The organism is Nocardia sp. CA-119907 (genome assembly GCF_050955995.1).
Classification (GTDB): Bacteria; Actinomycetota; Actinomycetes; order Mycobacteriales; family Mycobacteriaceae; genus Nocardia.
This window is the reverse complement of sequence record NZ_CP192091.1, coordinates 3,012,035-3,035,294: the sequence shown is the minus strand read 5'-3', so window position 1 is coordinate 3,035,294 and position 23,260 is coordinate 3,012,035. Positions and strand designations below refer to the sequence as shown.

Annotated in this window: 22 protein-coding genes; 8 read left to right on the top strand and 14 right to left on the bottom strand. The window is 66.5% G+C overall.

What is annotated here, in order from left to right:
* Positions 1-9: 9 nt before the first annotated feature.
* From ACQP2D_RS13390 to ACQP2D_RS13380, 3 genes are read right to left on the bottom strand one after another with little or no spacing between them, the layout of a single operon-like run.
* The gene (locus ACQP2D_RS13390) at positions 10-855 is read right to left on the bottom strand and encodes a TrmH family RNA methyltransferase (protein WP_433684022.1); all 846 of its coding nucleotides are present in this window, start codon (positions 853-855) and stop codon (positions 10-12) included.
* A complete protein-coding gene (miaA, locus tag ACQP2D_RS13385) occupies positions 852-1,805 on the bottom strand; it encodes a tRNA (adenosine(37)-N6)-dimethylallyltransferase MiaA (protein WP_433685636.1) in 954 nt (317 codons plus the stop codon). Before miaA ends, ACQP2D_RS13390 begins: the two co-directional genes overlap by 4 nt.
* A gap of 20 nt (positions 1,806-1,825) precedes the next feature.
* Positions 1,826-2,614 (bottom strand): hypothetical protein, encoded by a 789-nt coding sequence (locus ACQP2D_RS13380; RefSeq protein ID WP_433684021.1) that lies wholly within the window; start codon positions 2,612-2,614, stop codon positions 1,826-1,828.
* Between the two features lie 266 nt (positions 2,615-2,880).
* Between ACQP2D_RS13380 and ACQP2D_RS13375 the strand changes: the two genes are divergently transcribed.
* Entirely contained in the window at positions 2,881-4,362 is a 1,482-nt protein-coding gene (locus ACQP2D_RS13375; RefSeq protein ID WP_433684020.1) for a DUF349 domain-containing protein, read from the top strand.
* A 229-nt stretch (positions 4,363-4,591) separates the two neighbouring features.
* Here ACQP2D_RS13375 and ACQP2D_RS13370 read toward each other — a convergent pair whose 3' ends face one another.
* Together ACQP2D_RS13370 and miaB are read right to left on the bottom strand one after the other, a co-directional pair.
* Positions 4,592-5,173, bottom strand: coding sequence for an Rv2732c family membrane protein (locus ACQP2D_RS13370; RefSeq protein WP_433685635.1), 582 nt, complete (start codon positions 5,171-5,173; stop codon positions 4,592-4,594).
* Between the two features lie 466 nt (positions 5,174-5,639).
* Positions 5,640-7,196: a tRNA (N6-isopentenyl adenosine(37)-C2)-methylthiotransferase MiaB gene (gene miaB / locus ACQP2D_RS13365; RefSeq protein WP_433684019.1), complete on the bottom strand. Its 1,557-nt coding sequence runs from the start codon at positions 7,194-7,196 to the stop codon at positions 5,640-5,642.
* Positions 7,197-7,460: 264 nt separating this feature from the next.
* Here miaB and ACQP2D_RS13360 point away from each other — a divergent pair, with 264 nt between their 5' ends.
* From ACQP2D_RS13360 to ACQP2D_RS13345, 4 genes are all read left to right on the top strand, one after another.
* Entirely contained in the window at positions 7,461-8,189 is a 729-nt protein-coding gene (locus tag ACQP2D_RS13360) for an amino acid ABC transporter ATP-binding protein (RefSeq protein WP_433685634.1), read from the top strand.
* Between the two features lie 65 nt (positions 8,190-8,254).
* Positions 8,255-9,088, top strand: coding sequence for a glutamate ABC transporter substrate-binding protein (locus ACQP2D_RS13355; protein ID WP_433684018.1), 834 nt, complete (start codon positions 8,255-8,257; stop codon positions 9,086-9,088).
* Positions 9,089-9,215: 127 nt separating this feature from the next.
* Positions 9,216-9,890, top strand: a complete 675-nt coding sequence (locus ACQP2D_RS13350) for an amino acid ABC transporter permease (protein ID WP_433684017.1) — start codon at positions 9,216-9,218, stop codon at positions 9,888-9,890.
* The gene (locus tag ACQP2D_RS13345) at positions 9,887-10,786 is read left to right on the top strand and encodes an amino acid ABC transporter permease (RefSeq protein ID WP_433684016.1); all 900 of its coding nucleotides are present in this window, start codon (positions 9,887-9,889) and stop codon (positions 10,784-10,786) included. The genes ACQP2D_RS13350 and ACQP2D_RS13345 overlap by 4 nt, the downstream gene beginning before the upstream one ends.
* Positions 10,787-11,476: 690 nt before the next feature.
* Here ACQP2D_RS13345 and ACQP2D_RS13340 read toward each other — a convergent pair.
* The gene (locus ACQP2D_RS13340; RefSeq protein ID WP_433684015.1) at positions 11,477-12,451 is read right to left on the bottom strand and encodes a LysR family transcriptional regulator; all 975 of its coding nucleotides are present in this window, start codon (positions 12,449-12,451) and stop codon (positions 11,477-11,479) included.
* A gap of 96 nt (positions 12,452-12,547) precedes the next feature.
* On the opposite strand from ACQP2D_RS13340, the gene ACQP2D_RS13335 reads away from it, so the two are divergent.
* Positions 12,548-13,432, top strand: coding sequence for an NAD(P)H-binding protein (locus tag ACQP2D_RS13335; RefSeq protein ID WP_433684014.1), 885 nt, complete (start codon positions 12,548-12,550; stop codon positions 13,430-13,432).
* A gap of 745 nt (positions 13,433-14,177) precedes the next feature.
* Here ACQP2D_RS13335 and recX read toward each other — a convergent pair.
* The 3 genes from recX to ACQP2D_RS13320 form a co-directional block, all read right to left on the bottom strand.
* The gene (gene recX / locus ACQP2D_RS13330) at positions 14,178-14,729 is read right to left on the bottom strand and encodes a recombination regulator RecX (protein ID WP_433685633.1); all 552 of its coding nucleotides are present in this window, start codon (positions 14,727-14,729) and stop codon (positions 14,178-14,180) included.
* Between the two features lie 655 nt (positions 14,730-15,384).
* Entirely contained in the window at positions 15,385-16,428 is a 1,044-nt protein-coding gene (recA, locus tag ACQP2D_RS13325) for a recombinase RecA (RefSeq protein ID WP_433684013.1), read from the bottom strand.
* Positions 16,429-16,621: 193 nt separating this feature from the next.
* Entirely contained in the window at positions 16,622-17,641 is a 1,020-nt protein-coding gene (locus ACQP2D_RS13320) for an Lrp/AsnC family transcriptional regulator (RefSeq protein WP_433684012.1), read from the bottom strand.
* A 98-nt stretch (positions 17,642-17,739) separates the two neighbouring features.
* Between ACQP2D_RS13320 and ACQP2D_RS13315 the strand changes: the two genes are divergently transcribed.
* A complete protein-coding gene (locus tag ACQP2D_RS13315) occupies positions 17,740-19,149 on the top strand; it encodes an MFS transporter (RefSeq protein WP_433684011.1) in 1,410 nt (469 codons plus the stop codon).
* 94 nt (positions 19,150-19,243) lie between these two features.
* Here the strand turns inward: ACQP2D_RS13315 and ACQP2D_RS13310 are convergent, their stop codons facing one another.
* The 3 genes from ACQP2D_RS13310 to ACQP2D_RS13300 form a co-directional block, all read right to left on the bottom strand.
* On the bottom strand, positions 19,244-19,696 hold the full coding sequence (locus ACQP2D_RS13310; protein WP_433684010.1) for a nuclear transport factor 2 family protein: 453 nt from the start codon (positions 19,694-19,696) through the stop codon (positions 19,244-19,246).
* Positions 19,697-19,764: 68 nt separating this feature from the next.
* Positions 19,765-20,658, bottom strand: a complete 894-nt coding sequence (locus tag ACQP2D_RS13305) for a pyridoxamine 5'-phosphate oxidase family protein (protein ID WP_433684009.1) — start codon at positions 20,656-20,658, stop codon at positions 19,765-19,767.
* Positions 20,659-20,662: 4 nt separating this feature from the next.
* Positions 20,663-21,124, bottom strand: coding sequence for a VOC family protein (locus tag ACQP2D_RS13300; protein WP_433684008.1), 462 nt, complete (start codon positions 21,122-21,124; stop codon positions 20,663-20,665).
* Positions 21,125-21,279: 155 nt separating this feature from the next.
* Here ACQP2D_RS13300 and ACQP2D_RS13295 point away from each other — a divergent pair, with 155 nt between their 5' ends.
* Positions 21,280-21,795: a CGNR zinc finger domain-containing protein gene (locus ACQP2D_RS13295; protein ID WP_433684007.1), complete on the top strand. Its 516-nt coding sequence runs from the start codon at positions 21,280-21,282 to the stop codon at positions 21,793-21,795.
* 2 nt (positions 21,796-21,797) lie between these two features.
* Here the strand turns inward: ACQP2D_RS13295 and ACQP2D_RS13290 are convergent, their stop codons facing one another.
* Positions 21,798-23,006: a phosphotransferase gene (locus tag ACQP2D_RS13290; RefSeq protein WP_433684006.1), complete on the bottom strand. Its 1,209-nt coding sequence runs from the start codon at positions 23,004-23,006 to the stop codon at positions 21,798-21,800.
* A complete protein-coding gene (locus ACQP2D_RS13285; RefSeq protein WP_433684005.1) occupies positions 23,003-23,197 on the bottom strand; it encodes a DUF3046 domain-containing protein in 195 nt (64 codons plus the stop codon). Before ACQP2D_RS13285 ends, ACQP2D_RS13290 begins: the two co-directional genes overlap by 4 nt.
* Between the last annotated feature and the right edge of the window lie 63 nt (positions 23,198-23,260).

The window sequence follows — 23,260 nt, the reverse complement described above, 5'->3', positions numbered from 1 at the left end:
TCTCCCTGCTTATCGTCCTCGAACCAACGTACGGCGCTGCCGCGAAATTTCGTACAGCGCGACCGCGGCGGCCGATGGCGCGCCGAGCGAGCTGGCGGTGCCACCCATCGGGATGTAGACCATATCGTCACAGGCCTGCTGCCAGGCCGCGCTCATGCCGCTGGTCTCATTGCCGATGACCAGGACGGTCGCCTCGGCGAAGTCGTAGTCGAAGACCGCGGCCGCGCCGTTCTCATCGGTGCCGACAATGCGGGTCGGGATCCCGCGCTGCACCTGCCGGTCGCGGAATTCGAGTACCTGCGCGGTCCCGGCCGCACGGAATACCGGCATGGCGAACAGCGAACCGGTGGACGCGCGGACCGCCTGCGGATCGTATTGGTCGGCACCGTGGCCGGTGACGATGATCCCGCTGGCGCCGAACGCATCCGCCGAGCGGATGAGCGTACCGAGATTGCCCGGCGAGTTGGGGCGGTCGAAGACGACCACCACCGGTGGCGCGGCGTCACCGGGTTCGCCGGGTTCGAAGGTATCGAGCTCGGGTTCCTTCGATATCGCGACGGCCACCAATTCCGGTATGCCGGTGGACTTTTCGCCGAGTTCGGCCATCAGCTCCGGAACCAGGCCGACCTGCGGCACACCGCTGGTCTCCAGGAGTTCACGCGCCCAGTTCGACAGATCGGGCGCGCCGAGCCGGTAGAGCAGCGTTTCCAGCGGCCAGTCGTTGGCGATCGCCTGGGTGATCGGACGCACGCCCTGCACCAGGAAGCGGCTGTCGCGGTGGCGTTTGGTGCGGTTGTTCAGGTACGCCTGCCACACCTGCACCGAGGCATTGCGGGTACTCACACGACGGGTCACTGCGGCGTCCGTTCCTTCTCGAGCATGGACAGTGTGGTCGCGACCAGATCGGGATCGGCGCCGTCCACCCAGCGCACCCGGGGATCGCGGCGGAACCATGAGCGCTGCCGTCGGACGTAGCGCCGGGTGCCGATCAGGGTGCGTTCCTGTGCGTGGTTCAGGTCGTATTCGTTGTCCAGATACGACAGGACTTGTGCGTAGCCGATCGCCCGGCGCGCCGTGACGCCCTCGCGCAGACCCTGACCGATCAGGCCGCGGACCTCCTCGACCAGACCGGCCTCGAACATCCGCGCGGTGCGCAATTCGATGCGCGCATCGAGTTCGGCCGTCTCCCGGTCGACGCCGATGACCATGGTGTTCCAGCGCGGTCGTCCGATGGCGGGCGCCGAGGCCGCGAACGGGCGGCCGGTGAGTTCGACGACCTCGAGCGCGCGCACCATGCGACGGCCATCGGTGGGCAGAATGGTCGCCGCGGCGGCCGGATCGGCCTGTCGCAGTGCCTCGTGCACCGCGTCGAGGCCGCGCTCGGCCAGCAGCTGCTCCCAGCGCGCGCGGACCGTGGGATCGGTGGCCGGAAACTCCCAATCATCGAGCAGCGCTTGGACATACATCATCGAACCGCCCACGATGATCGGGATGCGCCCGCGGGCCATGATCTCGCGCACGTCCACGCTGGCCGCGGTCTGGTAGGCGGCGACGGTCGCGGTTTCGGTCACGTCGAGGACATCGAGCTGGTGGTGCGGGATATCGCGGCGTTCGGCCGGCAGGAGTTTCGCGGTGCCGACATCCATGCCGCGGTAGAGCTGCATCGCATCGATATTCACGATTTCGCCACCGAGCCGCTCGGCCAGATCGAGACCGAGATCGGATTTGCCGGTAGCGGTGGGGCCGACGACGGCGATCGGAGTCAGCACAGTGCCGGACAACGGGTCCAGCGGCGCCGAGCCCATCGGATGCGCGTCCGAATCGCTCACGAATCACCTCCCGACGCGCTCGGCCGCCAGACGCTCACCTGATACCCGACGCCGAACGGCGCATCGCTGTACAGGGTTTCGACGCGGGGGGCCTTCGGATCCGCGGTGAACAACCCGGCGAGCACCTGATAGGCCGCGCGCCCGGACAGTGCCAGTTCGGCGCACAGTGCCGGATCCAAGGCGAGCAGTCCCGCGGTATCACCTTCTGCCAGGGCTCGGTCCAGCTCACGCTGCACGTCGGCGGCGCGCTCGTCGAGATAGCCAGGCGCCTTGAGCGTCAGGGTCGCGGCGCCGTCGGCGAGCACCAGGACACCCGCCGGTTCGGGCGAGCCATCCAGGGCGCTACGCAGGTCCGCGCCGATCCGGGCACACCGATCGGCGGGGGTATCCGCGGCGACCAGCGTCGTCGAGGCGACCGCCTCGGGCGCGACCTGTCCACGCAACCACCCGGCGATCAGGGCGGGGAGCGGCAGCTGCGGATCCGCCGTGTCGGGAGTATGCCGTGCCCGCTCGAGGGCATCGTCGGACAGTGCGACCTGGACGTCGGCACCGAAACCGCGGAAGGTGCCCACCGCGTCCTGGCCGACGACCTGCGCGGCTTCGCCAACACCGATGACCGTCCAGTGCCGAGTCACGGCCGCCAATGCGCCGACCGCGGCGAGCGCGGCCGCGCGCAGCACCGCTGGCGCGTCATCGGAATCGGGCCCGGCCGCCTGCGCGAGACCGCCGCAGAGCTCGGGCACCAGGATCGGCGGCGACGGGACCAGGGCCGCAATGGAGAACACGCCGTAAACCGTAGTCGTTGGCCGAATGAGCGAACCACACCGCCGCTGCCGACCTCCGTAACGTCCGGCTTCGAGTGTCTCTGCCGCAAACTTGGCCGAGATTGATAGTGTTCGAGGTGCTACAACCCAGGTCATCACGGGTTGATTTCCCTGGGAATCATCAGTCGGAGGGTATTGATCGATGGTTTACAGGGCTCGGACCGGGTTCAATGGAGTGAGCTAGGACGTAACCAGGCAGCCGTGACGCGCGGCAGGGACGAGGAGCAATGAGCGAAGCATCGCGTAGCGATTCCGTGAGGGGTGGTGGTCGGGAAACAGGCGGGCGCGACAGCAACGGAACGGCGAAAGCGACCCCAGGCAGCACCCCGCCCCCCTCGGATGCCCCGAAGGCCGCCGCCCCTAAACCTTCCGCCACCCCGAAACCGTCCGCGGCCCCCAAACCAGGCGGGTCGACGGCACATCCGAAGCCGCACGCGATCAAACCGGCGCCGGGTCCGGCGGCACAACATCCGCATCCGGTCGTTGTCCCGACCGTCAGCGATCCCAGTGCCTGGGGCCGCGTCGACGATGACGGCACCGCCTGGGTGAAGACCGCCGACGGCGAGCGCGTCGTAGGTTCCTGGCAGGCCGGTGACGCCGCCGAGGGGCTCGCGCATTTCGGCCGCCGGTTCGACGATCTGGCCACCGAAGTAGCGCTGCTGGAGGCGCGGCTGGCCGCCGGCGCGGATGCCCGCAAGACCAAGGCCGCCGCGGTCACCATCGCCGAATCGCTGCCCACCGCGGCCGTTATCGGCGATATCGACGGGCTGGCGCGACGGCTGCAGGCCATTGCCGAACACTCCGAAGAGGCGGCGGCGCACGCCAAGGAGGAGAAGGAAAAGGCCAGGCACGAGCACACCGAGCGCAAGGAAGCGCTGTGCGCCGAGGCCGAGAAGATCGCCACCGAATCCACCCAGTGGAAGGCCGCGGGCGATCGGCTGCGCGAAATCCTCGACGAGTGGAAGTCGATCCGCGGGGTGGACCGCAAGGTCGATGACGCGCTATGGAAGCGCTACTCCAAGGCGCGCGAGGCCTTCAACCGGCGCCGTGGCGCGCACTTCGCCGAACTCGATCGCGAACGCGCGGCCGCGAAAACGCGCAAGGAAGAACTCTGCGTACGCGCCGAGGAGCTGTCCGGCTCCACCGACTGGGGCGGCACGGCCGGTGTGTTCCGCGATCTGCTCGCCGAGTGGAAGGCCGCGGGGCGGGCGCCGCGCGAGGCCGACGAGGCGCTGTGGCGGCGGTTCAAGAGCGCACAGGATGTGTTCTTCGCGGCGCGCAATGCCGCGGTCTCCGAACGCGACGCCGAATTCGAGCACAATGCGGCCGCCAAGGAAGAGCTGCTGCGCGCCTATGAGCACATCGATCCGGCCGCTGGTCTGGACTCGGCCCGCGCCGCACTGCGCGAGCTGCAGGACAAGTGGGATGCGATCGGCAAGGTGCCGCGCGAGCGCATCCAGGAGTTGGAAGGCAAGCTGCGCGTCATCGAAAAGCGGGTCCGCGACGCGGTGGACGCCCAGTGGCGGCGCACCGATCCGGAGGCAATGGCGCGGGCGGCGCAGTTCCGCGAGCGAGTGGCACAGTTCGAGGAGCAGGCCGCCAAGGCAACCGCCGCCGGGAACAAGCGGGATGCCGAGAAGGCGCTGGAGCAGGCCAAACAGTGGCGCGAATGGGCCGAGGCCGCGGAGGGTGCCGTCAGCAATCGCTGATGGTCGGCGGCGGTGCAATGCGCTGAGCGCGCACTTCCCGCCGAATCCGGCGATTCATGCCGGATTCTGGGGCAAGTGCACGCTCAGTGCGGTTTCGCGGTAGGAGATTCTGTTCGTCACGATGGCCGTCGCGTTTCGGTACCGACGGTCGAAGCCGGCCTGCTTCGCGGGCGCCTTCGGCGTCGTGCGAGTGCTGTTCGCCATCAGCGAGCAGGCGGCAGGCGGAGGTTCAGGAATCGCCGGTGAGGCGGCGGCGATCGCGTTCCTCGGCGGCGGCCGCCGCACTGCGGCGCTGTTCTTCCGCGGCGAGTTGCAGTGCCGTGCGGCTCCAGACGACGCGGATCCAGTGGAATGTCAGAACGATGATCGCGATGGCGCCGAGAATCAGGCCGATGCCAGGGCCGGCGCCGTGATAGTTGCCGAGGCCGGGGGTCTGGCGGTGCCAGATGGAGAAGACACCGAAGACGCTGCCGATGGCCGATCCGGCGACGGCGATCCACGCGAGCGCCCAGCGGCGGGTCATCAATGCGAGCAGCGAGAAGCCGATGCCGAACAGGACGGCGAACCAGACGAAGATCCGCGACGGCAGGCCGATGTGCTCCGCGCGGGCGGCATCGGTGCTGAGCAGCACATCGAATCCACGAGCACCGCCGGCATGCGGCAGCACCAGCGACAGCAGCAGCAGGAAAACCGCCCCGGCGACCACCAGCGCGCGCACGCCCGGATCGATCTCGCCGGCAATGCGCCGCTCGACGGCGTCGAGCTCGTCCTTGAACTGCTCGAAGTCGTTGCTGCTGTCGACCGAGTTCACTGAGCCCTCGTTTCCTTCGGCTGATTCGTGGTCCGCTGCCTTATCCGCACCCACTGTGCCACCAGCGCTCTCAGCGGCCTCAGCCGACCCACTACGTCCGGTAGTACTTTCCTCACCGTCGCCCGAGCCCGATACCGGATTGCCCGCGACGTCGCCCTTATCCGGGGCCGAGGAGCTCCCGTCGAGCCCGCGCCCGGACGTCGGATCCGCGCCCTCGACCGCGTGATCCGCTGGGGCTCCAGCCGAATTCGATGCGGGCGAACCCGCCCCCGGTGCACCGTGTTCGCGGTCGGCTGCGGCGTCCGCTCCCCCGGCACCGCGCGTCGTGTCGTCGTCACCTGGCCGGATACTCACGAATCCACCTCGCTCGATTCCGCGCAGCGGTTCAGCGACGGTTTCGTCGGCGCGATCGACACCGCCGCACTGGCGATGGGCGCGGTGGCAACCGAACCAATGGCTCGCACGATCATGCGCCGCAGCCGGTTGAGCAGCCAGCGGCGGCCGGTTCCGGTGCGGGGGCGCCGATGCGGGGTAGGCCGAGGCCGACACCGATGGGTTCGGTCTTCGGGGTGATGCCGCGTTCGTGGGCGTCGCCCGCGCGGGTGCGGCGGTGCGACTTGATGGCCGAGTCGGCGATCAGGTGGTGCGGGGCCGCGCCGGTGATATCGACGGTGATGATGTCGCCCGGACGGATCCGCTCGGCAGTACCTTCGGGGCGGAAGTGCACGAGCCTGCCGTCGCGGGCCCGGCCGCTCATCCTGGCGGTCGCGGCGTTCTTCTTGCCGGCGCCCTCGGCCACGAGCAGTTCCACCTCGGTACCGATCAGCGCACGGTTCGCATCGAGGGAGATCTCCTCCTGCAGCGCGATCAGCCGGTCGTAGCGTTCCTGGACCACGGCCTTGGGCAGCTGGTCGGGCATATCCGCGGCCGGTGTACCGGGACGCTTGGAGTACTGGAAGGTGTAGGCGCTGGTGAACCGCGCCTGCCGGACCACATCCAGGGTCTCCCGGAAGTCCTCCTCGGTTTCGCCGGGGAAGCCGACAATGATGTCGGTGGTGATCGCGGCATGCGGCATCGCTGCCCGCACCTTCTCGATAATGCCCAGGTAGCGCGCCTTGCGGTAGGAGCGGCGCATCGCCTTGAGCACCCGATCCGAACCGGACTGCAGCGGCATGTGCAGCTGCGGGCAGACATTGGGGGTCTCGGCCATCGCCTCGATCACGTCATCGGTGAATTCGGCCGGATGCGGCGAGGTGAAGCGCACCCGCTCCAGTCCGTCGATCCGTCCGGCGGCGCGCAGCAGTTTGGCGAATGCGCCGCGATCGCGGGCCTCTTCGGGATCGGCGAAGGAGGCGCCGTAGGAGTTCACGTTCTGACCGAGCAGCGTGACTTCCAGAACGCCCTGGTCGACCAGCGCCTGCACCTCGGCGAGCACATCACCGGGACGGCGGTCGACCTCCTTGCCGCGCAGCGACGGCACGATGCAGAACGTGCAGGTGTTGTTGCAGCCCACCGAGATCGAAACCCAGCCAGCATAGGCGGATTCGCGCTTGGCGGGCAGGCTCGACGGGAACGCCTCCAGCGATTCCAGGATCTCCACCTGCGCCTCGGCATTGTGCCGGGCCCGCTCCAGCAGCACCGGCAGCGAACCGATGTTGTGCGTACCGAACACCACATCCACCCACGGCGCCTTGCGCACGACCGCGTCGCGGTCCTTCTGTGCCAGGCAGCCGCCGACGGCGATCTGCATGCCGGGCCGGTCGGCCTTGACCGGCGCGAGGTGGCCCAGGGTGCCGTAGAGCTTGTTGTCGGCGTTCTCGCGCACCGCGCAGGTATTGAAGACGACGAGGTCGGCCGTCGCGCCGGGCGCGGCCTTCACATAACCCGCATCCTCGAGCAGGCCGGATAAGCGTTCGGAATCGTGCACGTTCATCTGGCAACCGAAGGTGCGGACCTCGTAGCTGCGGGTGCCGTCCTGGGCCGAAGGTGCGGGAGACAACACTGCCTGTCCGATCGAATCCACCCATCCAGGGTACGGGGGTGGGCAATGCGAGTTTTCAGCGCATCGGCGCAGGCTCCGGGCCCCGACCGGGTCGCATCGGATGGGTTACGGCGCTGTGTCGGCCCGGCGTGGCGTAACGGTGTGTCGCGGAAACCGGGGCAAATCGCCGTTTTCCGCTTAAGGTCTTGGACCATGACCGACGAAGCCGCCGCACCCGACACAATCGGGTTGGCCAAAACCGGGGCAGCTAGTTCTGATGAGGGCAGTACCGCCACGAGCGCGCCGATGATTTCGATGCGCAATGTGGACAAGCATTTCGGTGAACTGCATGTTCTGCGTGATATCAATCTCGAAGTCCCCAAGGGGCAGGTAGTCATTGTTCTGGGTCCCTCGGGATCCGGGAAGTCGACGCTGTGCCGCACCATCAACCGCCTCGAGCCCATCGACTCCGGTGATATCGCCATCGACGGCGTGCCGTTGCCCGCCGAGGGCCGAGCGCTCGCCGCACTGCGCGCCGACGTCGGGATGGTATTCCAATCGTTCAACCTCTTCGCGCACAAAACGATCGTCGAGAACGTGATGCTCGCGCCGCTGAAGGTGCGCAAGGTCAAGAAGGACGACGCCCGCAAGCGCGCGATGGAACTGCTCGAGCGCGTCGGCATCGCCAACCAGGCCGAAAAGTATCCGGCGCAGCTGTCCGGCGGCCAGCAACAGCGGGTGGCGATCGCCCGCGCGCTGGCGATGAGCCCGAAGGTGATGCTGTTCGACGAGCCCACCTCGGCATTGGACCCGGAGATGGTCAACGAGGTGCTCGACGTCATGGTGTCGCTGGCCAAGGAGGGGATGACGATGCTCGTCGTCACCCACGAGATGGGATTCGCGCGCAAGGCGGGCAACCGCGTGCTGTTCATGGCGGACGGGTTGATCGTCGAAGACGACACGCCCGAGGTGTTCTTCACCGCGCCGAAGTCCGACCGCGCCAAGGATTTTCTCGGCAAGATCCTGAGCCACTGAACCGAGTAATCACCGCAACCGTAAAAGACTTCGGCCATGGAAACACCAGAGGGAGAAGGAACTCGATGAGGATCAACCGTGCGCTTCGACTCGGCATCGGGGCGGTAGCCCTGACACTGGCCGCCAGCACCGCCGCCTGTGGGGGCGGCAGCGATAAAACCGCACTGGACCACGCCAAGGACGGCAAGCTCACCGTCGGTATCAAATTCGATCAGCCGGGCCTCGGCCTGCGCAACAAGGACGGCTCCTACAGCGGCTTCGACGTCGAGGTCGCCAAGTACGTCGCGGGCAAGCTCGGCGTGAAGCCGGAGAACATCACGTTCAAGGAGTCGCCCTCCGGTCAGCGCGAGACGCTGATCGAGAACGGTCAGGTCGACTACATCGTCGCCACCTACTCGATCAACGACAAGCGCAAGGAGAAGGTCGACTTCGCCGGGCCGTACTACGTCGCGGGCCAGTCGCTGCTGGTGAAGGCCGACAACAACAGCATCAACGGACCCGATGATCTGAAGGGTAAGAAGGTCTGCTCGGTGAAGGGTTCCACTCCGGCCCAGAACATCGAGAAGAACTACCCGGACACCCAGCTGCAGACCAACGACACCTACTCGCTGTGCCTCGAGGGTCTGCAGGCGGGTTCGTACGACGCGGTCACCACCGACGACATCATCCTGGCCGGTTACGCCGCGCAGAGCGCGGGCACCTTCAAGGTCGTCGGCAAGCCGTTCACCACGGAGAACTACGGCATCGGCCTGAAGAAGGGCGATAAGGAACTGCGCGACAAGGTCAACGACGCGATCGAGGCGATGATCGCCGACGGTTCCTGGAAGAAGGCGTTCGACTCCACGGTCGGTGCCTCCGGCTACCAGGCGCCGACGCCGCCGACGGTGAACCGGTACTGAAATTCCTGATCGGGTGGCCCGGACCGGGCCACCCGATCTCTTCGCTACGAGCACCCCATGTACATCGCGCGCGGAAGGACGATCTCCGGCCGCCGCACATCGATCCGATCGGAGGGACGCGCCCACCGTGTTCGACCTGATCTCGAGGTATGACGTCCTCGGCGCCTTCTGGGTGACCATCAAACTGACCGCAGCATCGGCGGTCCTCGCCTTGATCCTGGGCACACTCGTCGCCGCCATGCGCGTCTCTCCGGTGCCGGTCGCCCGTTTTCTCGGCACCGCCTACGTCACCATCTTCCGCAATACCCCGCTGACGCTGATCATCGTGTTCTGCTCGCTCGGCCTCTACTCCACGATGGGCTGGAAGCTCGCCCCCGAGGGCCCGAACTCGCTGGCGCAGAACAACTTCCGCTACGCCGTACTCGGACTCAGCATCTACACCGCGGCATTCGTCTGCGAATCGCTGCGCGCGGGCATCAATACCGTGCCGATGGGCCAGTCCGAGGCGGGCCGTTCACTGGGCTTCACCTTCGTGCAGAATTTGCGAATCGTGGTGCTGCCCCAGGCATTCCGCTCGGTCATCGCCCCGCTGGGCAGCGTGTTGATCGCACTGACCAAGAATTCGACGATCGCCTCGGCCATCGGCGTCGCCGAGGCCGCGACCCTGATGGCCAAGATGAACGAGAACGAGGCCGCGCTGATCACCATCGGCTTCATCTTCGCCCTCGGTTTCGTGATCCTGACCCTGCCGACCGGCCTGCTGTTCGGCTGGCTGGCCAAGCGATACGAGGTGGTCCGATGAGTTCCGGAGCTTCGGTCCTTTTCGACGCGCCGGGACCACGCGCGCGCCTGCGAAACCAGATCTATTCCGTCATCGCGATTGCCGCGGTGCTAGCACTCGGCTGGGTGTTCTACCGCGGCTTCGCCGATAAGGGACAGTTCACCGCGGAGAAGTGGAAGCCGTTCGTCGAGCCGGACGTCTGGAAGACCTACCTGCTGCCCGGTCTGCGCGGCACCCTCGTGGCCGCGCTGCTGTCGATTGTGTTCGCACTCGTGATCGGCATGATCTTCGGCATCCTGCGGCTGTCGGACCATCGGCTGGTGCGTTGGGTGGCGGGCGCGATCGTCGAGGTGGCCCGGTCCATCCCGGTGCTGATCCTGATGATCTTCCTGTTCTACGTCTTTTCCGATTACAAGTTATTCAAGGTCGATCAGCTCGCACTGTGGGCCGTGGTGATCGCGCTGACGGTCTACAACGGCTCGGTCATCGCCGAAATCGTGCGCGCCGGCATCAAATCGCTGCCCAAGGGGCAGACCGAGGCCGCAGTGGCCCTCGGTCTGCGCAAGGGCCAGCTGATGCGACTGATCCTGCTGCCGCAGGCGATCACCGCGATGCTGCCCGCACTGATCTCGCAAATGGTGGTCGCGCTGAAGGATTCGGCCCTCGGCTACCAGATCACCTACCTCGAGATCGTCCGTCAGGGCTCCCAACTCGGCGCCGCCGAACGCAATACAGTCCCCGCGCTGATGGTCGTCGCAGTAGTAATGATTCTGCTGAACAGCACCCTGACCGTGGTGGCCAATAAGCTCGAGCAGCGCCTGCGCTCCCGCAAACGCAAGAGGGGAGCCACGGTCGTCGCCGCCGACTCGGTGCTGACCGACGCCACCCCCGGAATGGATATCACTCAGAAGTCCTGAGCCCCGGCTGACTGTTCGACTCGAAGACGCCTCGCCCTGGTCGCCGATCGCGGACTCCCGCCTCGGCGATGGGTGCGGTGAGGTTCGCGGCGGGGGTGCGGCCAGGCCGACGGCGGCATGCCGACCCAGCCGCGGAACCGGCGGATTGCAGGTTACGCCGGAGAACACGTGTCTCAGCGACGCGTCAGCTTGACTGCCCGTGCGCGGTGCACGGGTGTGTCTCCCACTAGCACCCGTTCCGTTGGCCCAGCACGCAAACCGTCATCGGGTGGCGACGGTCTCAACGTCCTGGGCGTCGTCCTCCACTATGTGGCCCGGGTTCTTCGGCCCACGGAGCACGATGTAGAGGAGCGCCCATGACGGCGACGCCGACCCACATGGCCTGCTGCCAACCTTCGACGAAGGACTGCTGGGCCGCGTGGACTAGGTCTCGAGCGTGCGAGCCAGTGCTCCCGGCCACCTCAATGGCGTTGGCAATACCTTCTCGCGCGGTGTCCGCGGTGCTCTGCGGGATCTCGTCGAGCTTGTCGTCGATGGCGTTGCGATAGCCGGTCGCCACGAGCGCGCCGAGGAGGGCGACACCGAGTGCGGTGCCGAACTCGCGGGTGACGTCGTTGAGTGCGGAAGCGACGAGGCCGCGATGATGGCGGTAGGGCGGGCGGTCAGGCTGTCCCCGAACCGATGCGGCGGTCAGGACGAGATCACGATGCCTTGGAGCCCTTCCGCGTCGAGAAGGCTGGGGGTCGACGGTCTTTCTGTCGTGGCGGATTCGGGTGGGTAGGTGGCTGCTGCGACGGCGGTGGCGGCGCGGACGAAGGCGGCTACGGCGGATGAGCGGCAGGTTTGCGGCCAGGCCAGGGCGAGGGTGGTCGGCTGGAGGTCGGTGACGGGGCGGTAGGCGATATCGGGGCGGGGATGGCGGCGGGCCACCGAGGAAGGTGGGAACCAGATGATGCTGCCCAGTTCGATCAGGTTGAAGATCTGTGCCAGGTCCAGGTTTGTCCGGCGGGCGGGCGACTTCGGGCCGTGGGATCCGCTGTGGGCGTTGGGGATCAGGCCGTCCTGGTCGGCGGGTGAGCCGTCGGGAAGTGTTCTGCCGGTGAGGTCGGCCAAGCACAGGGTTGCGCGGGCGGCCAAGGGATCGGACGCCGCCAATGCGACCACGCGGGGCTCGGTCAGCAGGGGTTCGACATCCAGGTCGCGGTCGTCGAATGGGGTGGGCAGCAGTGCGATATCCGCTCGACCCTGGCGCAGGGCCGGGACCTGCTCGCCCCGAGCGCCCAACATCACCTCGACCGGAATCGCCGCTTCCGCACGGTGGTATGTCTCGAGGATCTGCAGCAGGAGCCCGCCGTCGTAATCGGTTTTGAGCGCGAGCCGCAACCCGGGCGTGGGCTGCCCGATGTGCCGGGCTCGCTGCGCGGCGGCGGTGACCGCGTCGAGCGCGGTCGGGGCATCGCGGAGCAAAACCTCACCGGCCGGGGTGAGCACGACCTGCCGGGTGGTGCGCTCGAACAACTGAACACCCAACTGGCGTTCCAGTTCTCGAATCGCCCGGGACAACGGCGGCTGTGCCATCCCCAGTCGCTCGGCAGCGCGCCCGAAATGCAGTTCCTCCGCGACGGCCACGAAGTATCGGAGTTGGCGAACCTCCAGATCACTCATATCCCCACGGTATCAACGGGTATCGAATCGGTCCTTCAGGTTCGATGCCGTGCCGAGTTGACTGGCCGATGCCAAATCACTCGAACAGAGGTCATCATGATCGTTGTCACCACCCCAACCGGCACCATCGGCCACCAGGTCCTCCAGCATCTGCTCGCCAGCGACGCACCGGTCCGCGTCATCGCACGTGATCCCGCACGCCTGCCCGCAGACATCCGCGAGCGCGTAGACATCGTGCCAGGCTCACATGGGGATATCGATGTGGTCACCAAGGCGTTCGCCGACGCCGACGCCGTGTTCTGGCTGCTTCCCCCGAACCTTCGCGCCACGAGCCTCGATACGGCGTTTCTCGACTTCACCCGGCCCGCGTGCGAGGCATTCACGAGCCAGAACGTGAAGCGAGTGGTCGGCGTCTCGGCCGTCGGGCGCGGATCGGCGGTGGCCGGACACGCCGGACTGGTCACGGCCTCGCTGGCCATGGACGATCTGATCGCCGGCACCGGCGTGAGCTACCGAGCGCTGACCCTGCCCTCGTTCATGGACAATATGCTCGGCCAAGTCGAGACCATCAAAAGCCAGGGCGCATTCTTCTGGCCACTCTCCCCCGATCACAAACGCCCAACCTGCGCAACCCGCGATATCGCCACTGTCGCCGCCGAACTACTACTCGATGACTCCTGGACCGGACAGGACAGCGTCCCCATCCTCGGCCCCGAGGACCTCTCCGGAAACGACATGGCACAGATCATGTCCGAAGTACTCGGCCGCCCGATCCGCTTCCAACAGATCCCCGGCACCACCTTCAAAGCCAGACTCCTCGAATCCGGCATGTCCGAAGCAATGGCTCAGGGCATGCTCGACATGCTCGAAGCCAAAAACAACGGCCTCGACAACACCGAACCCCGCACCTCCCAATCCACCACCCCCACCACCTTCCGCCAATGGTGCGAAGAATTCCTCACCCCCGCCTTCCAAGACTGACCCCCGAGGTTCCACCGATCCCCCGTCGTGCCAAGCCATCTACACCCAGACCCACCGCTCAGCACTGCGCCAGTCCATCTTTCACTACCGCTGCGCAACCGCCCGCCCCATAGCCGCACCAGCCATCGCGACCAGACACCTTCTCACCCATCGCAGTCCAAGGACTACGGACCCCACCTGCGATCGGCACCGGACCGGATGCGCGATCGGCCGTCGACCACCCCGGGTCCGGGCCCCCGCCACGAACACCCCTGCGGCGCAGTCCTGGACCGGTGATCACCATGCGCTGGTGCAGGTAAACATCGAGAACACACCTGTACCAGCGCATTCTCGTGGCTATGCGGGGCACGTCGCGCGCTTCGGCGGGGTCGAGCGGGCGAGCGCCAATGACAGCGGATTATCTTGTCGTAGTTAGGTTTACGGGGACCGGTACGACCCACTCTGGACCACACACCAGTCCACGACTTCGCCACGAAGACCCTCGTGGCGCAGTCCTGGACCGGTGATCACCATGCGCTGGTGCAGGTAAACATCGGAACCCACTGCATCAGCGCATTCTCGTCGGCTATGCGGCGACTTCGTCATGGGCACTGCGGGTCAGTAGAGCGGGCGTCGGGCTCGCCTGCCGACTGCGGGAGCACGGGCTCAGTCGAGGCCGGGATATTGAGCCTGTGCCTGGGTGGCTTCGGCGTGCACCACAGTGGCGATCGGTCCGTCTGCCGACCAGGCCAGGCGCGGCGGGCGCTCAGTTGAGGTCGGGGACGTCGGATTGCGCGTGGGCGAGTTCGGCTTTTACTACAGTGAAGGCGGTGGACTGGGGGTAGCCGCGGCGGGCGAGCATGCCTACGAGGCGGCGGATCGTTTTGTCGCGGTCCAGGTTCGAGGGCATGGTGCGTAGTTTGCGGCGGACCAGTTCGGCGGCGCGTTCTTCCTCGTCGTCGGCGGTGATGGCGGCGAGGGCGGGGGCGGCGTCGGATTGGGATATGCCCTTGCGGCGGAGTTCTTGGGCCAGAGCCTGTTTGCCTTTGCCGGAGAAGGTGTGGCGGGAGTGGACCCATTGTTCGGCAAAGGCGGCGTCGTCGATCAGGCCGACCTCGGTGAAGCGGTCGAGGGCACGTTCGGTGATATCGGGAGTGAAACCCTTGGCCGCTAGGCGCTGGGCTAGTTCGGCACGGCTGCGGGCGCGGACGGCGAGCAGGCGAAGACACGCCTCCTTCGCCTGCTCGACCGTCCCGCCTTGGGGGGTGCGCTCGGACTGGGATCGCGGATCAGCCCCACCTGCGTGGGGAGCGTCGATGCCTGCCGGTTCACCCTCCTCGAATCCGGCCGCCACCGGATCCACCCATCGGCCTTCGGAACTTTGAAAGTCAGCCGACTGGGAGTCGTTGCGCCGGAACTCGTTCCGGCGCCTGCGACCGCGCCGGGACCCAGTCGAACGCGCCCGCTGCGGATCGGGCGCGCTCGACCGAGTTCCCATGATGTCCGAATCGGCCGAACCACCTTCGGCCAACCGGACCCGTCCATCCCCCTCTTCCCACCGAAAACCCGAGGCCTCCGAATCAACCTCAGACCACCGACCCCAACCCGACTCAGGCTCATCCGACCGGAAACCATCGGCCTCCGAATCGCCCCGGGACCACCGCCTCCGACCCGACTCGGACTCACGCGCCCCGAAACCTGAAGCCTCCGAATCAACCCCAGACCACCGACCCCGCTCCAACCCAGACGCACTCGCCTCGAAACCCGAGGCCTCCAAGTCAATCTCGGACTTCCGAGCCCGTATCGATCCAGGCGCACCCGAGCGAGATCCGGTATTCGCCAGGAGAGCAGGCCGTCCCGAGGCGGAGAGCAGCTCGTTCAGCTGACGCCGGACCTCATCCACCGGATCGGGCCGTGCCGCATCGGGCACGGGCCGACCGGGACGTGATGTTGGGCGCCGAGGGTTCATCGGATCAGAAATCGGCGGGAACCTCTGCGGCCGCTTCCGCGGTTACATCGGCGCCGATGCCGAGCTTTTCCTTGATCTTCTTCTCGATCTCGTCGCGGACGTCGGTGTTCTCCAGCAGGAACTTGCGGGCGTTCTCCTTGCCCTGGCCGAGCTGGTCGCCCTCGTAGGTGTACCAGGAGCCGGACTTGCGAATGAAGCCCTGCTCGACACCCATATCGATGAGCGAACCCTCCTTGGAAATGCCCTGGCCGTAGAGGATGTCGAATTCGGCCTGCTTGAACGGCGGCGAAACCTTGTTCTTCACAACCTTCACGCGGGTGCGGTTGCCGACCGCGTCACTGCCGTCCTTGAGGGTCTCGATGCGGCGCACATCCAGGCGCACCGAGGCGTAGAACTTCAGCGCCTTACCACCGGTCGTGGTTTCGGGCGAGCCGAACATCACGCCGATCTTCTCGCGGAGCTGGTTGATGAAGATGGCGGTGGTGCCGGAGCTGTTCAGCGCACCGGTCATCTTGCGCAGCGCCTGGCTCATCAGGCGAGCCTGCAGACCGACGTGGCTATCGCCCATCTCACCCTCGATCTCGGCACGCGGCACCAGCGCGGCCACCGAGTCGATGACGATGATGTCGATCGCACCGGAACGCACCAGCATGTCGGCGATCTCGAGGGCCTGCTCACCGGTATCGGGCTGGGAGACGAGCAGCGCGTCGGTATCGACGCCGAGCTTGCGGGCGTAATCCGGATCGAGCGCGTGCTCCGCGTCGATGAAGGCGGCGACACCGCCCGCGGCCTGGGCATTGGCCACCGCGTGCAGGGCGACGGTCGTCTTACCCGAGGACTCCGGACCGTAGATCTCGATGATGCGGCCGCGCGGCAAACCGCCGATGCCGAGCGCCACGTCCAGCGCGATGGATCCGGTCGGGATCACCGAGATGGGCTGGCGGGCCTCCTCGCCGAGACGCATGACCGCGCCCTTGCCGAAGCTCTTCTCGACCTGCGCCAGCGCCAGCTCGAGCGCCTTATCGCGGTCGTACGCCTGTGGTGCCATGTCCTGATCCCCTTTTCGACAGGTAAGTCTCGTTCTTGGTTGGCGCCCACATTAGAGGGCGGCACCGACAAGTTCTGGCGACCAGCCTAGACGAACAGATGTTCGAGTCAAGCGACGCGCCCGACAACACGCGAGCCGACTTCGGCGCACCGGGCAACCGCCGCGCTACGGCCGATTCCGCACCACCGCCCGTTCACCGCACCAGCGATATCCGGTCGCTGTCCAGCAGCGTCTGCGCCTGCTTGAAGACCCGCAGGGCCGGTGTCACCTCGACATCGGTGATCCCATCGAGGGCGCCGAGCCGCTGGGTGACATAGCGGTAGAGGTGGGCGGTATCGCGGCACATGATCGACGCCATCAGATTGACCGGCCCCGTGGTCGCGGCGACGAATACGGTCTCCGGATGCGTCGCGATGGCGGTGCCCACCGCCGCGAGATCGGCCGGGCGGGTGCGCAGCCACAACGCAGCGCGCACGGCATACCCCATTCGCTCGATCGCGAAATCGAGATCGAAGTAGAGCACCCGGGATTCGACCAGTTCGGCCATGCGGCGCGCCACTCTCGTTGGGGTCCAACCGATTTCGGCGGCGATCTGAGCATAGGGCGCGCGGCCGTCGCGGCCGAGGATGGCCAGCATCGATTCGTCTTCGGCCGAAAGCCGCACCGGCGCTTCCGGTCCCGTATCGGCCCGCGTCGAGCGCGAGCCGAGTTCGCGCAACTGCGCCGCGGTGAAAAGGTGACTGAAATGCGGCCACTCCTCGTCGAGCGGAAACCGGTGGATCACCTCGTGCGCCGTCAAGCCGATCACCTGGCTGGCCTGCGGCAATGTCTGTAGCAGCAGTTTGTCGCGGCGTTCCACCGAGCGCGGGCGGCTCACACAGGTCACCTCGGAGCCGGTGGAGAGCAGGGTGACCCAGCTCAGATCCGGAAACCGGGCCAGCGATTCGGCCAGCCGCACCGCCTTGTCCGGCGTCGTCCGGAGCCGAATCGCCCAGCGCGCGTGCCCGAGCGGCACCGCGTTCACCTGCCCCGACACATGTAGGATGCCGCGCTGACGCAGCGACCGGTAGCGGCGCGCCACCGTCTGCTCCGAAACCCCGAGGATGGCGCCCAGCTTGGCGAACGCGATGCGGGCATCGCTGACGAGCGCGTGCACGATCTGCTTGTCGAGCACATCCAGAACGGAGGATTCCGACTCATCCACAGACTGCATAGGAGGAATATATCGCCAATAGACCGGTGGCTATGTGGATATCGCGGCACCGCGCACGCTGGGTGTCGAAATCGTTCATTTTGGCCCCGGAGGCTCCAGTGAAGAAATGGCTCCCCCTATTCGCCGCGTGCCTCGGCACGCTCATGTTGCTCATCGACGTCACCATCGTCAATGTCGCGCTTCCCGATATCGCCGCCGATCTCGGCACCGGACTCTCCGGACTGCAGTGGGTGGTGGACGGATACGCACTGGCGCTGGCCGCGCTGCTGCTCGTACTCGGTTCGCTGGCCGACCGGGTCGGCGCCAAGCGCGCCTATCTCGCCGGGCTCATCGTCTTCGCGATCGCATCGCTGATCTGCGGGATCGCCGATACGTCGCCGAGTCTCATCGCGGCGCGGGCACTGCAGGGTGTCGGCGGCGCCGCGATGTTCGCGACCACACTGTCGCTGTTGAACTCCACCTACACCGGTCGGGACCGTGGTGTCGCCTTCGGCGTCTGGGGTGCGGTCGCGGGTGCGGCGGCCGGAATCGGCGTGGTGCTGGGCGGTGTGCTCACCGAGGCGCTGTCGTGGCGGTGGATCTTCTTCGTCAACCTGCCGATCGCGGTATTGGCGATCGTGTTGACCGCCATTGTGTTCCAGCCGTCGCCGCGGCAGGCGGATCGGGCCGTGGACATCCCCGGGATGCTCGCGTTCGCGACCGCCGCGACGGCGGTCACCTATGGTGTCATCCGGGGCGGTGAACACGGCTGGTCCGATGGCGCGACATTGCTCGCGCTGACGCTCGGTGCGGTCGCATTGCTGGCCTTCGCATTCATCGAATACCGCAGTGCGGCACCGATGTTCCCGCTGTCACTGCTCGGCAACCGCAATTTCGGCGCCACGCTGGTCTCGGCTTCCGGACAGACGTTCGCGGCCTTCGCCGCCACTCCCCTGGTATCGCTGTGGCTGCAGCAGCAATTGCATATGACGCCGCTGCACGCGGGCCTGGCCATGCTGCCGATGGCGGCGACCGCATTCGTGGTCGCAGGTGCGTTCGGCAAGCTGCTGCACGATGTTTCGCCGAAGTGGACGATCGGGGCGGGTCTGGTGCTGCTCGGCATCGGAACCGGATTGCTCACCATCATCGACGCCGGATCATCCTGGACCGCATTGGTTCCCGGGTTCGTCGTGATCGGTGCTGGCATCGGCATCAATTCACCCGCGCTGGTGGCGGTGGGAATGGCGGCGGTGCCGCCGCTACAGGGCGGAATCGCCGCTGGCGCGGTGAATACCGCACGCCAGCTCGGACTCGCGCTCGGAGTAGCGGTACTGGGCACGGTATTCCGCGAGATCGCCGATGCCGATCAGCCGATGACACTGTCGCGGTTCGTGGATGGACTGGACGCGGCGTTCGCGGTGGCGGCCGGGGTCGGGATCGTATTCGGGGTGATCGCATTCGGGTTGTTCCATCGGCAGCACGAGGTGGTCGCGGATGGTCCCGCGGAGCGGGAAGTTGTTGCCGTGTAGGTAAATCCGCAGAGCGGACGCGTGCCGGAGCCCTCACATCGCAGGGGTTCCGGCACTAGCCGCGAGCGGATCGTCGAACCGGCAACGCCCCGCACTACTGCTGCGGCAGCACGGATTCGTCCCCTTCCGGGCGCGGGCCGAAAATGCGGCGGTCGGATTCCTCGATGCGGACATCGTTGATGCTGGCCTCGCGCCGCGACATCAAACCGTCCGGGGTGAACTCCCACTGCTCGTTGCCATAGCTGCGCCACCACTGGCCGGATTCGTCGTGCCATTCGTATTGGAAGCGAACCGCGATGCGATTGCCTTCGAAGGCCCAGAGGTCCTTGCGCAGCGCGTAGCCGTTCTCGATGGACCACTTTCGGGTGAGGAATTCGACTATGGCGTCGCGGCCGGTGAAGAACTCGTCGCGATTGCGCCACACCGAATCCTCGGTGTACGCGGCGGCGACACGTTCGGGATCCCTGGTATTCCAGGCATTTTCGGCGGCAAGCACCTTCGCCTTGGCGGATTCCAGGTCGAACGGCGGCAATGGGGGTCGCATCACAAGCTCCTTCTTCGGTATCGGATTCGGGCCGCACCCTTGGTGGATGTCCGCAAAGGGTGTGGATCCGGTCATGGGTTGGTCGGGGAGAGTTCGGCAGGACCCCAGCGCAGCGGGCCCGAACCGCGGACTTCCACCACATCGGTAATGGTGAAGTCGATCGAGCATTGGGCTCCGACGGTGAATGTCTCAGCATTCCAGACCAATTCGGCGGCTCCGGTGAGCTGCAGTGTTCCGCCGGTGCTCCAGTCCGGGATCAGAATGCCGCAGCGGGGATTCACCGCGATATTCCCGAGCGTCATGAACATCGAATTGCCCTGGTAGTCCGGCCATCGCAGTCGCGTGGACGAAAGCACCTGCAGGAATCCGGGATTGCCGCCGCGATGGGAGGCATCGGCATTGCCGTCGGCATCCGCGGTGGCGACGAAGAACGTATCGGCCGCGGCGATCAGCTCTCGCTGGTGTGCGTCGAGTTCCGTACCGTACTGCGGCGCCGGAATATCGACACCGGGTCGGTAGGACTCGATCGACCTGCGTGAAATGTACTTCGGGCAGTTCGAATACACCTGGTCGACGGCGATCCGCAGCCCGTCACACCACTGCGTCGGCACCGCGAAACCATTGACTCGCATCCGCCTGCGCCGCTGCGGCTGCAGCGCGATCATGCCGATCCGGGCGGGGCGGGTCAGCGCCCGATGCAGCGGATCCCCGGCTGCCGGAAATGCCTCGACCGCGATCGTCTCGGCATCGAGGGCGTGCACGAACCCCAGCGGCCCAACCAGCTCACCGGCCCACACGCGTTCCGCATCGTCCGCGGCCGCGATCACGACCATCGGCTGTTCGGCCAGGAAAGCCGCGGCGACATCCGGGATATCGCCGCGAATCATCCGGCCGACACGGTCCGCGATGTGCTGCTGGCCCGTTCGCTGCTGTACGGCGACCTCACCGGAGTGGAAGTAGTTCATCGGCTCAGAAGAATCCGCAGGTCGGAGCGGCGCCGCTCGGCGCGGGAGCGGATTCGGCGCCGGTGGGCGCATAGACCTCGAGCCGGATGCCGTCGGGGTCGGTGAAGAAGATGCCACCGGAAGCCACACCCTCACCGTGCGCGACGACACCGTCGTGCACGAAATCCACCGCGAGTTCGCGCAGCAGCGCCTCGGTCGCGCGCACCTGTTCGATGGTATCGACCTGGAACGAAAGGTGATGCAGACCGGGAGTCTCGGTGGAGAACGTGCCGTTGGACTGCTGCCAGAGGGTCACCATGAGCTTGCCGTCGACGCCGAGGAAGGCCCAGCGTTTGCCGTCATCAGTGTTGGCCGCGAGCTGTTCGAAACCGAATGCGCGCCGATAGAAGTCCACCGAGCGGTCCAGATCGGAGACGTTCAGGCCGATATGTCCGGTGACCAACTGTGGCGCGATGGCTGTCGTCATCGTGAATCCTCCTCGAAATGAATAACCGTCATAGACTGTTTGACTAGTTAGAACATAGCGAGCCGCAAACTAAGCGTCAACCTTTAAAATCGATTTGACTAGCTAGAACGGCGGTGGTCGACCTGACGACAAAAGCCGGATCGCTACCCTCAGGTATGCCCGATCCACGCCCCCACCTCGGTGAACCGTTGGCACTCGACCTACTGAACACCCGGTGGATCGAGAACGGGCCGCAGGATCTGCTCACCGATGTGGCGGGTCTCGGCATCTGGCTGACCTCGGCCGGGCTGGCCGAGCGCGCCAAGGCCGACGAACCGACCCTGCAGGCGGTACTCACCGCGCGCACCGCCGTCTACGACGTGCTGAAGCACACTTCACCCGCCGCGCTCAATGAGGTGCTCGACCACGGCCGGATCCGACGCACCCTGACCGATACCGGCCCGGCCGATATCGTCGACGTGCCCGAAGCGACCTGGCTCCCCGGCTGGCTGGCCGCCGACAACCTGTTGCGGCTACTCGCGGAGGCACCGGACCGGATCCGCCAGTGCGCGCATCCCGATTGCGTGCTGTTCTTCTACGACACCTCGAAAAACGGCACCCGCCGATGGCATTCGATGGCGACCTGCGGCAACCGCACCAAGGCCGCGCGCCACTACGCGAAAAGGGCTTGAGCTCAGAAGAGTTCGTCCAGCAGCCGGTAGTAGCCCAGCCGCCGCCGGTCCGGCTCGGTGAGACCGTAGGCGGTATAGAACGCGCGCAGTTCGTCGTCATCGAAGTCGGCGGGCAGATCACGTGCGACCAGGGCCAGATCGCGGTACCGGTCCGCCACGCCCAGACCACCGACGTCGATCAGCAGACCGCCGTCCAGGACATTGGACGGGGTGAAATCACCATGCGCGACAACGAGATCCTCGTCCGTCGGGCGTTCGGCGAGCAGCCGCTGAAGGACCTGTTCGGGCGTCAGCCCTCGATGGTCGTCATCGAAGTCCTCGGTATCGACCAGACCCTCGAGCACATTGCGCCGCGCCTGAGCGAGCACGACATCCAGCCCGCCGTCGAACGGGCACTCCGCGACCGGGATGTCGTGCAGGCGACGCAGCACCGCTCCCATGACCGCGCCCACCGATATCGCCGGGTCGTCGAGTGCGGCCAGGCTCGGCACGCCCGCATCCGCCAGCACCAGGACGTCATCTTCGAACACAGCGATATCCGGTAGCCGAATCCCCCTGCCCCGCAACCAGTGCAACCGCTCGTACTCGGCAGCCGCCTTCGGCCCCCGCTTCACCCAGTACGTGCCGTTGACGTGCGCGACACTGCCGCCCATCCCTTCGTGATCATCCGACCACATGGGTTCCTCGCCGAGCAGCGCGACCACCTTCGGCGGCAAGGTCGCGGGCAGTTCGTCGAGGGCGTCCAAGGTGGTGCGCGTGGATTCGATCAATTCGGCGTCGCCCTCGGCGACGCGCAACTTCAGCGCCTCATTCAGTAGCGCCTTGGCTTCCGGCAGCCGACCTTGTTCGGCGAGCGCCTTGCCCAGGTGCTGCAGTGCGAAGGACACCACCTCCGGCGCGCAGTCACGAGCCTGGTCGATGGTCCGGCGATACAGCGTTTCGGCGGTGACAACATCGCCGCGATACCGGTAGGCATCGCCGAGGTTGATCCAGACCGAAATCCGGCGGCGATCGCTGTCCGCGAGTTCGAGGGCACGATCGAGGTGATCCAGGGCCTCGTCGTAGCGGCCGAGTAGTAGCAGGTCGATGCCGGTCCTGCGGAATTCGGCGAAATCGACCGGGCGGGCGACCGCTACCCGGGCAGCCAGCTGTTCATGATCGGTAGCGATCATGCGCAGCCGCCCGTCGAAGCGGTATCCACCATCGGTCACCAGCGTGATCTCGGTACATCGAAGTCCGCGCAGAGCGCGCGCCACACATCCCGTGGATCGATACCCGCCTCGATGGCGGCGGCACCCGTCCGCCCGCCCAATGCCGGGATGGTGTGATCTTTGAGCAGGGTATCGCCACGGGCCACACCGAACTCGGTGTGCAACAGCTCCTGGAACTCGGTCAACCGCACCGTGTTCAAGATACTCGCGTCGCCGCGCTCACTTCCAGATACCGGTATGCGATGGCGTTGCCC

What these genes read in the sequence shown, in the direction of transcription:
- ACQP2D_RS13375 (WP_433684020.1), top strand. Translation starts at nt 2,881, where the DNA reads ATGAGCGAAGCATCGCGTAGCGATTCCGTGAGGGGTGGTGGTCGGGAA.
- ACQP2D_RS13355 (WP_433684018.1), top strand. Translation starts at nt 8,255, where the DNA reads ATGAGGATCAACCGTGCGCTTCGACTCGGCATCGGGGCGGTAGCCCTG.
- ACQP2D_RS13335 (WP_433684014.1), top strand. Translation starts at nt 12,548, where the DNA reads ATGATCGTTGTCACCACCCCAACCGGCACCATCGGCCACCAGGTCCTC.
- ACQP2D_RS13345 (WP_433684016.1), top strand. Translation starts at nt 9,887, where the DNA reads ATGAGTTCCGGAGCTTCGGTCCTTTTCGACGCGCCGGGACCACGCGCG.
- ACQP2D_RS13340 (WP_433684015.1), bottom strand. Translation starts at nt 12,451, where the DNA reads ATGAGTGATCTGGAGGTTCGCCAACTCCGATACTTCGTGGCCGTCGCG.
- ACQP2D_RS13360 (WP_433685634.1), top strand. Translation starts at nt 7,461, where the DNA reads ATGATTTCGATGCGCAATGTGGACAAGCATTTCGGTGAACTGCATGTT.
- ACQP2D_RS13295 (WP_433684007.1), top strand. Translation starts at nt 21,280, where the DNA reads ATGCCCGATCCACGCCCCCACCTCGGTGAACCGTTGGCACTCGACCTA.
- recA (WP_433684013.1), bottom strand. Translation starts at nt 16,428, where the DNA reads ATGGCACCACAGGCGTACGACCGCGATAAGGCGCTCGAGCTGGCGCTG.
- ACQP2D_RS13305 (WP_433684009.1), bottom strand. Translation starts at nt 20,658, where the DNA reads ATGAACTACTTCCACTCCGGTGAGGTCGCCGTACAGCAGCGAACGGGC.
- ACQP2D_RS13300 (WP_433684008.1), bottom strand. Translation starts at nt 21,124, where the DNA reads ATGACGACAGCCATCGCGCCACAGTTGGTCACCGGACATATCGGCCTG.
- ACQP2D_RS13320 (WP_433684012.1), bottom strand. Translation starts at nt 17,641, where the DNA reads ATGCAGTCTGTGGATGAGTCGGAATCCTCCGTTCTGGATGTGCTCGAC.
- miaA (WP_433685636.1), bottom strand. Translation starts at nt 1,805, where the DNA reads ATGGGCTCGGCGCCGCTGGACCCGTTGTCCGGCACTGTGCTGACTCCG.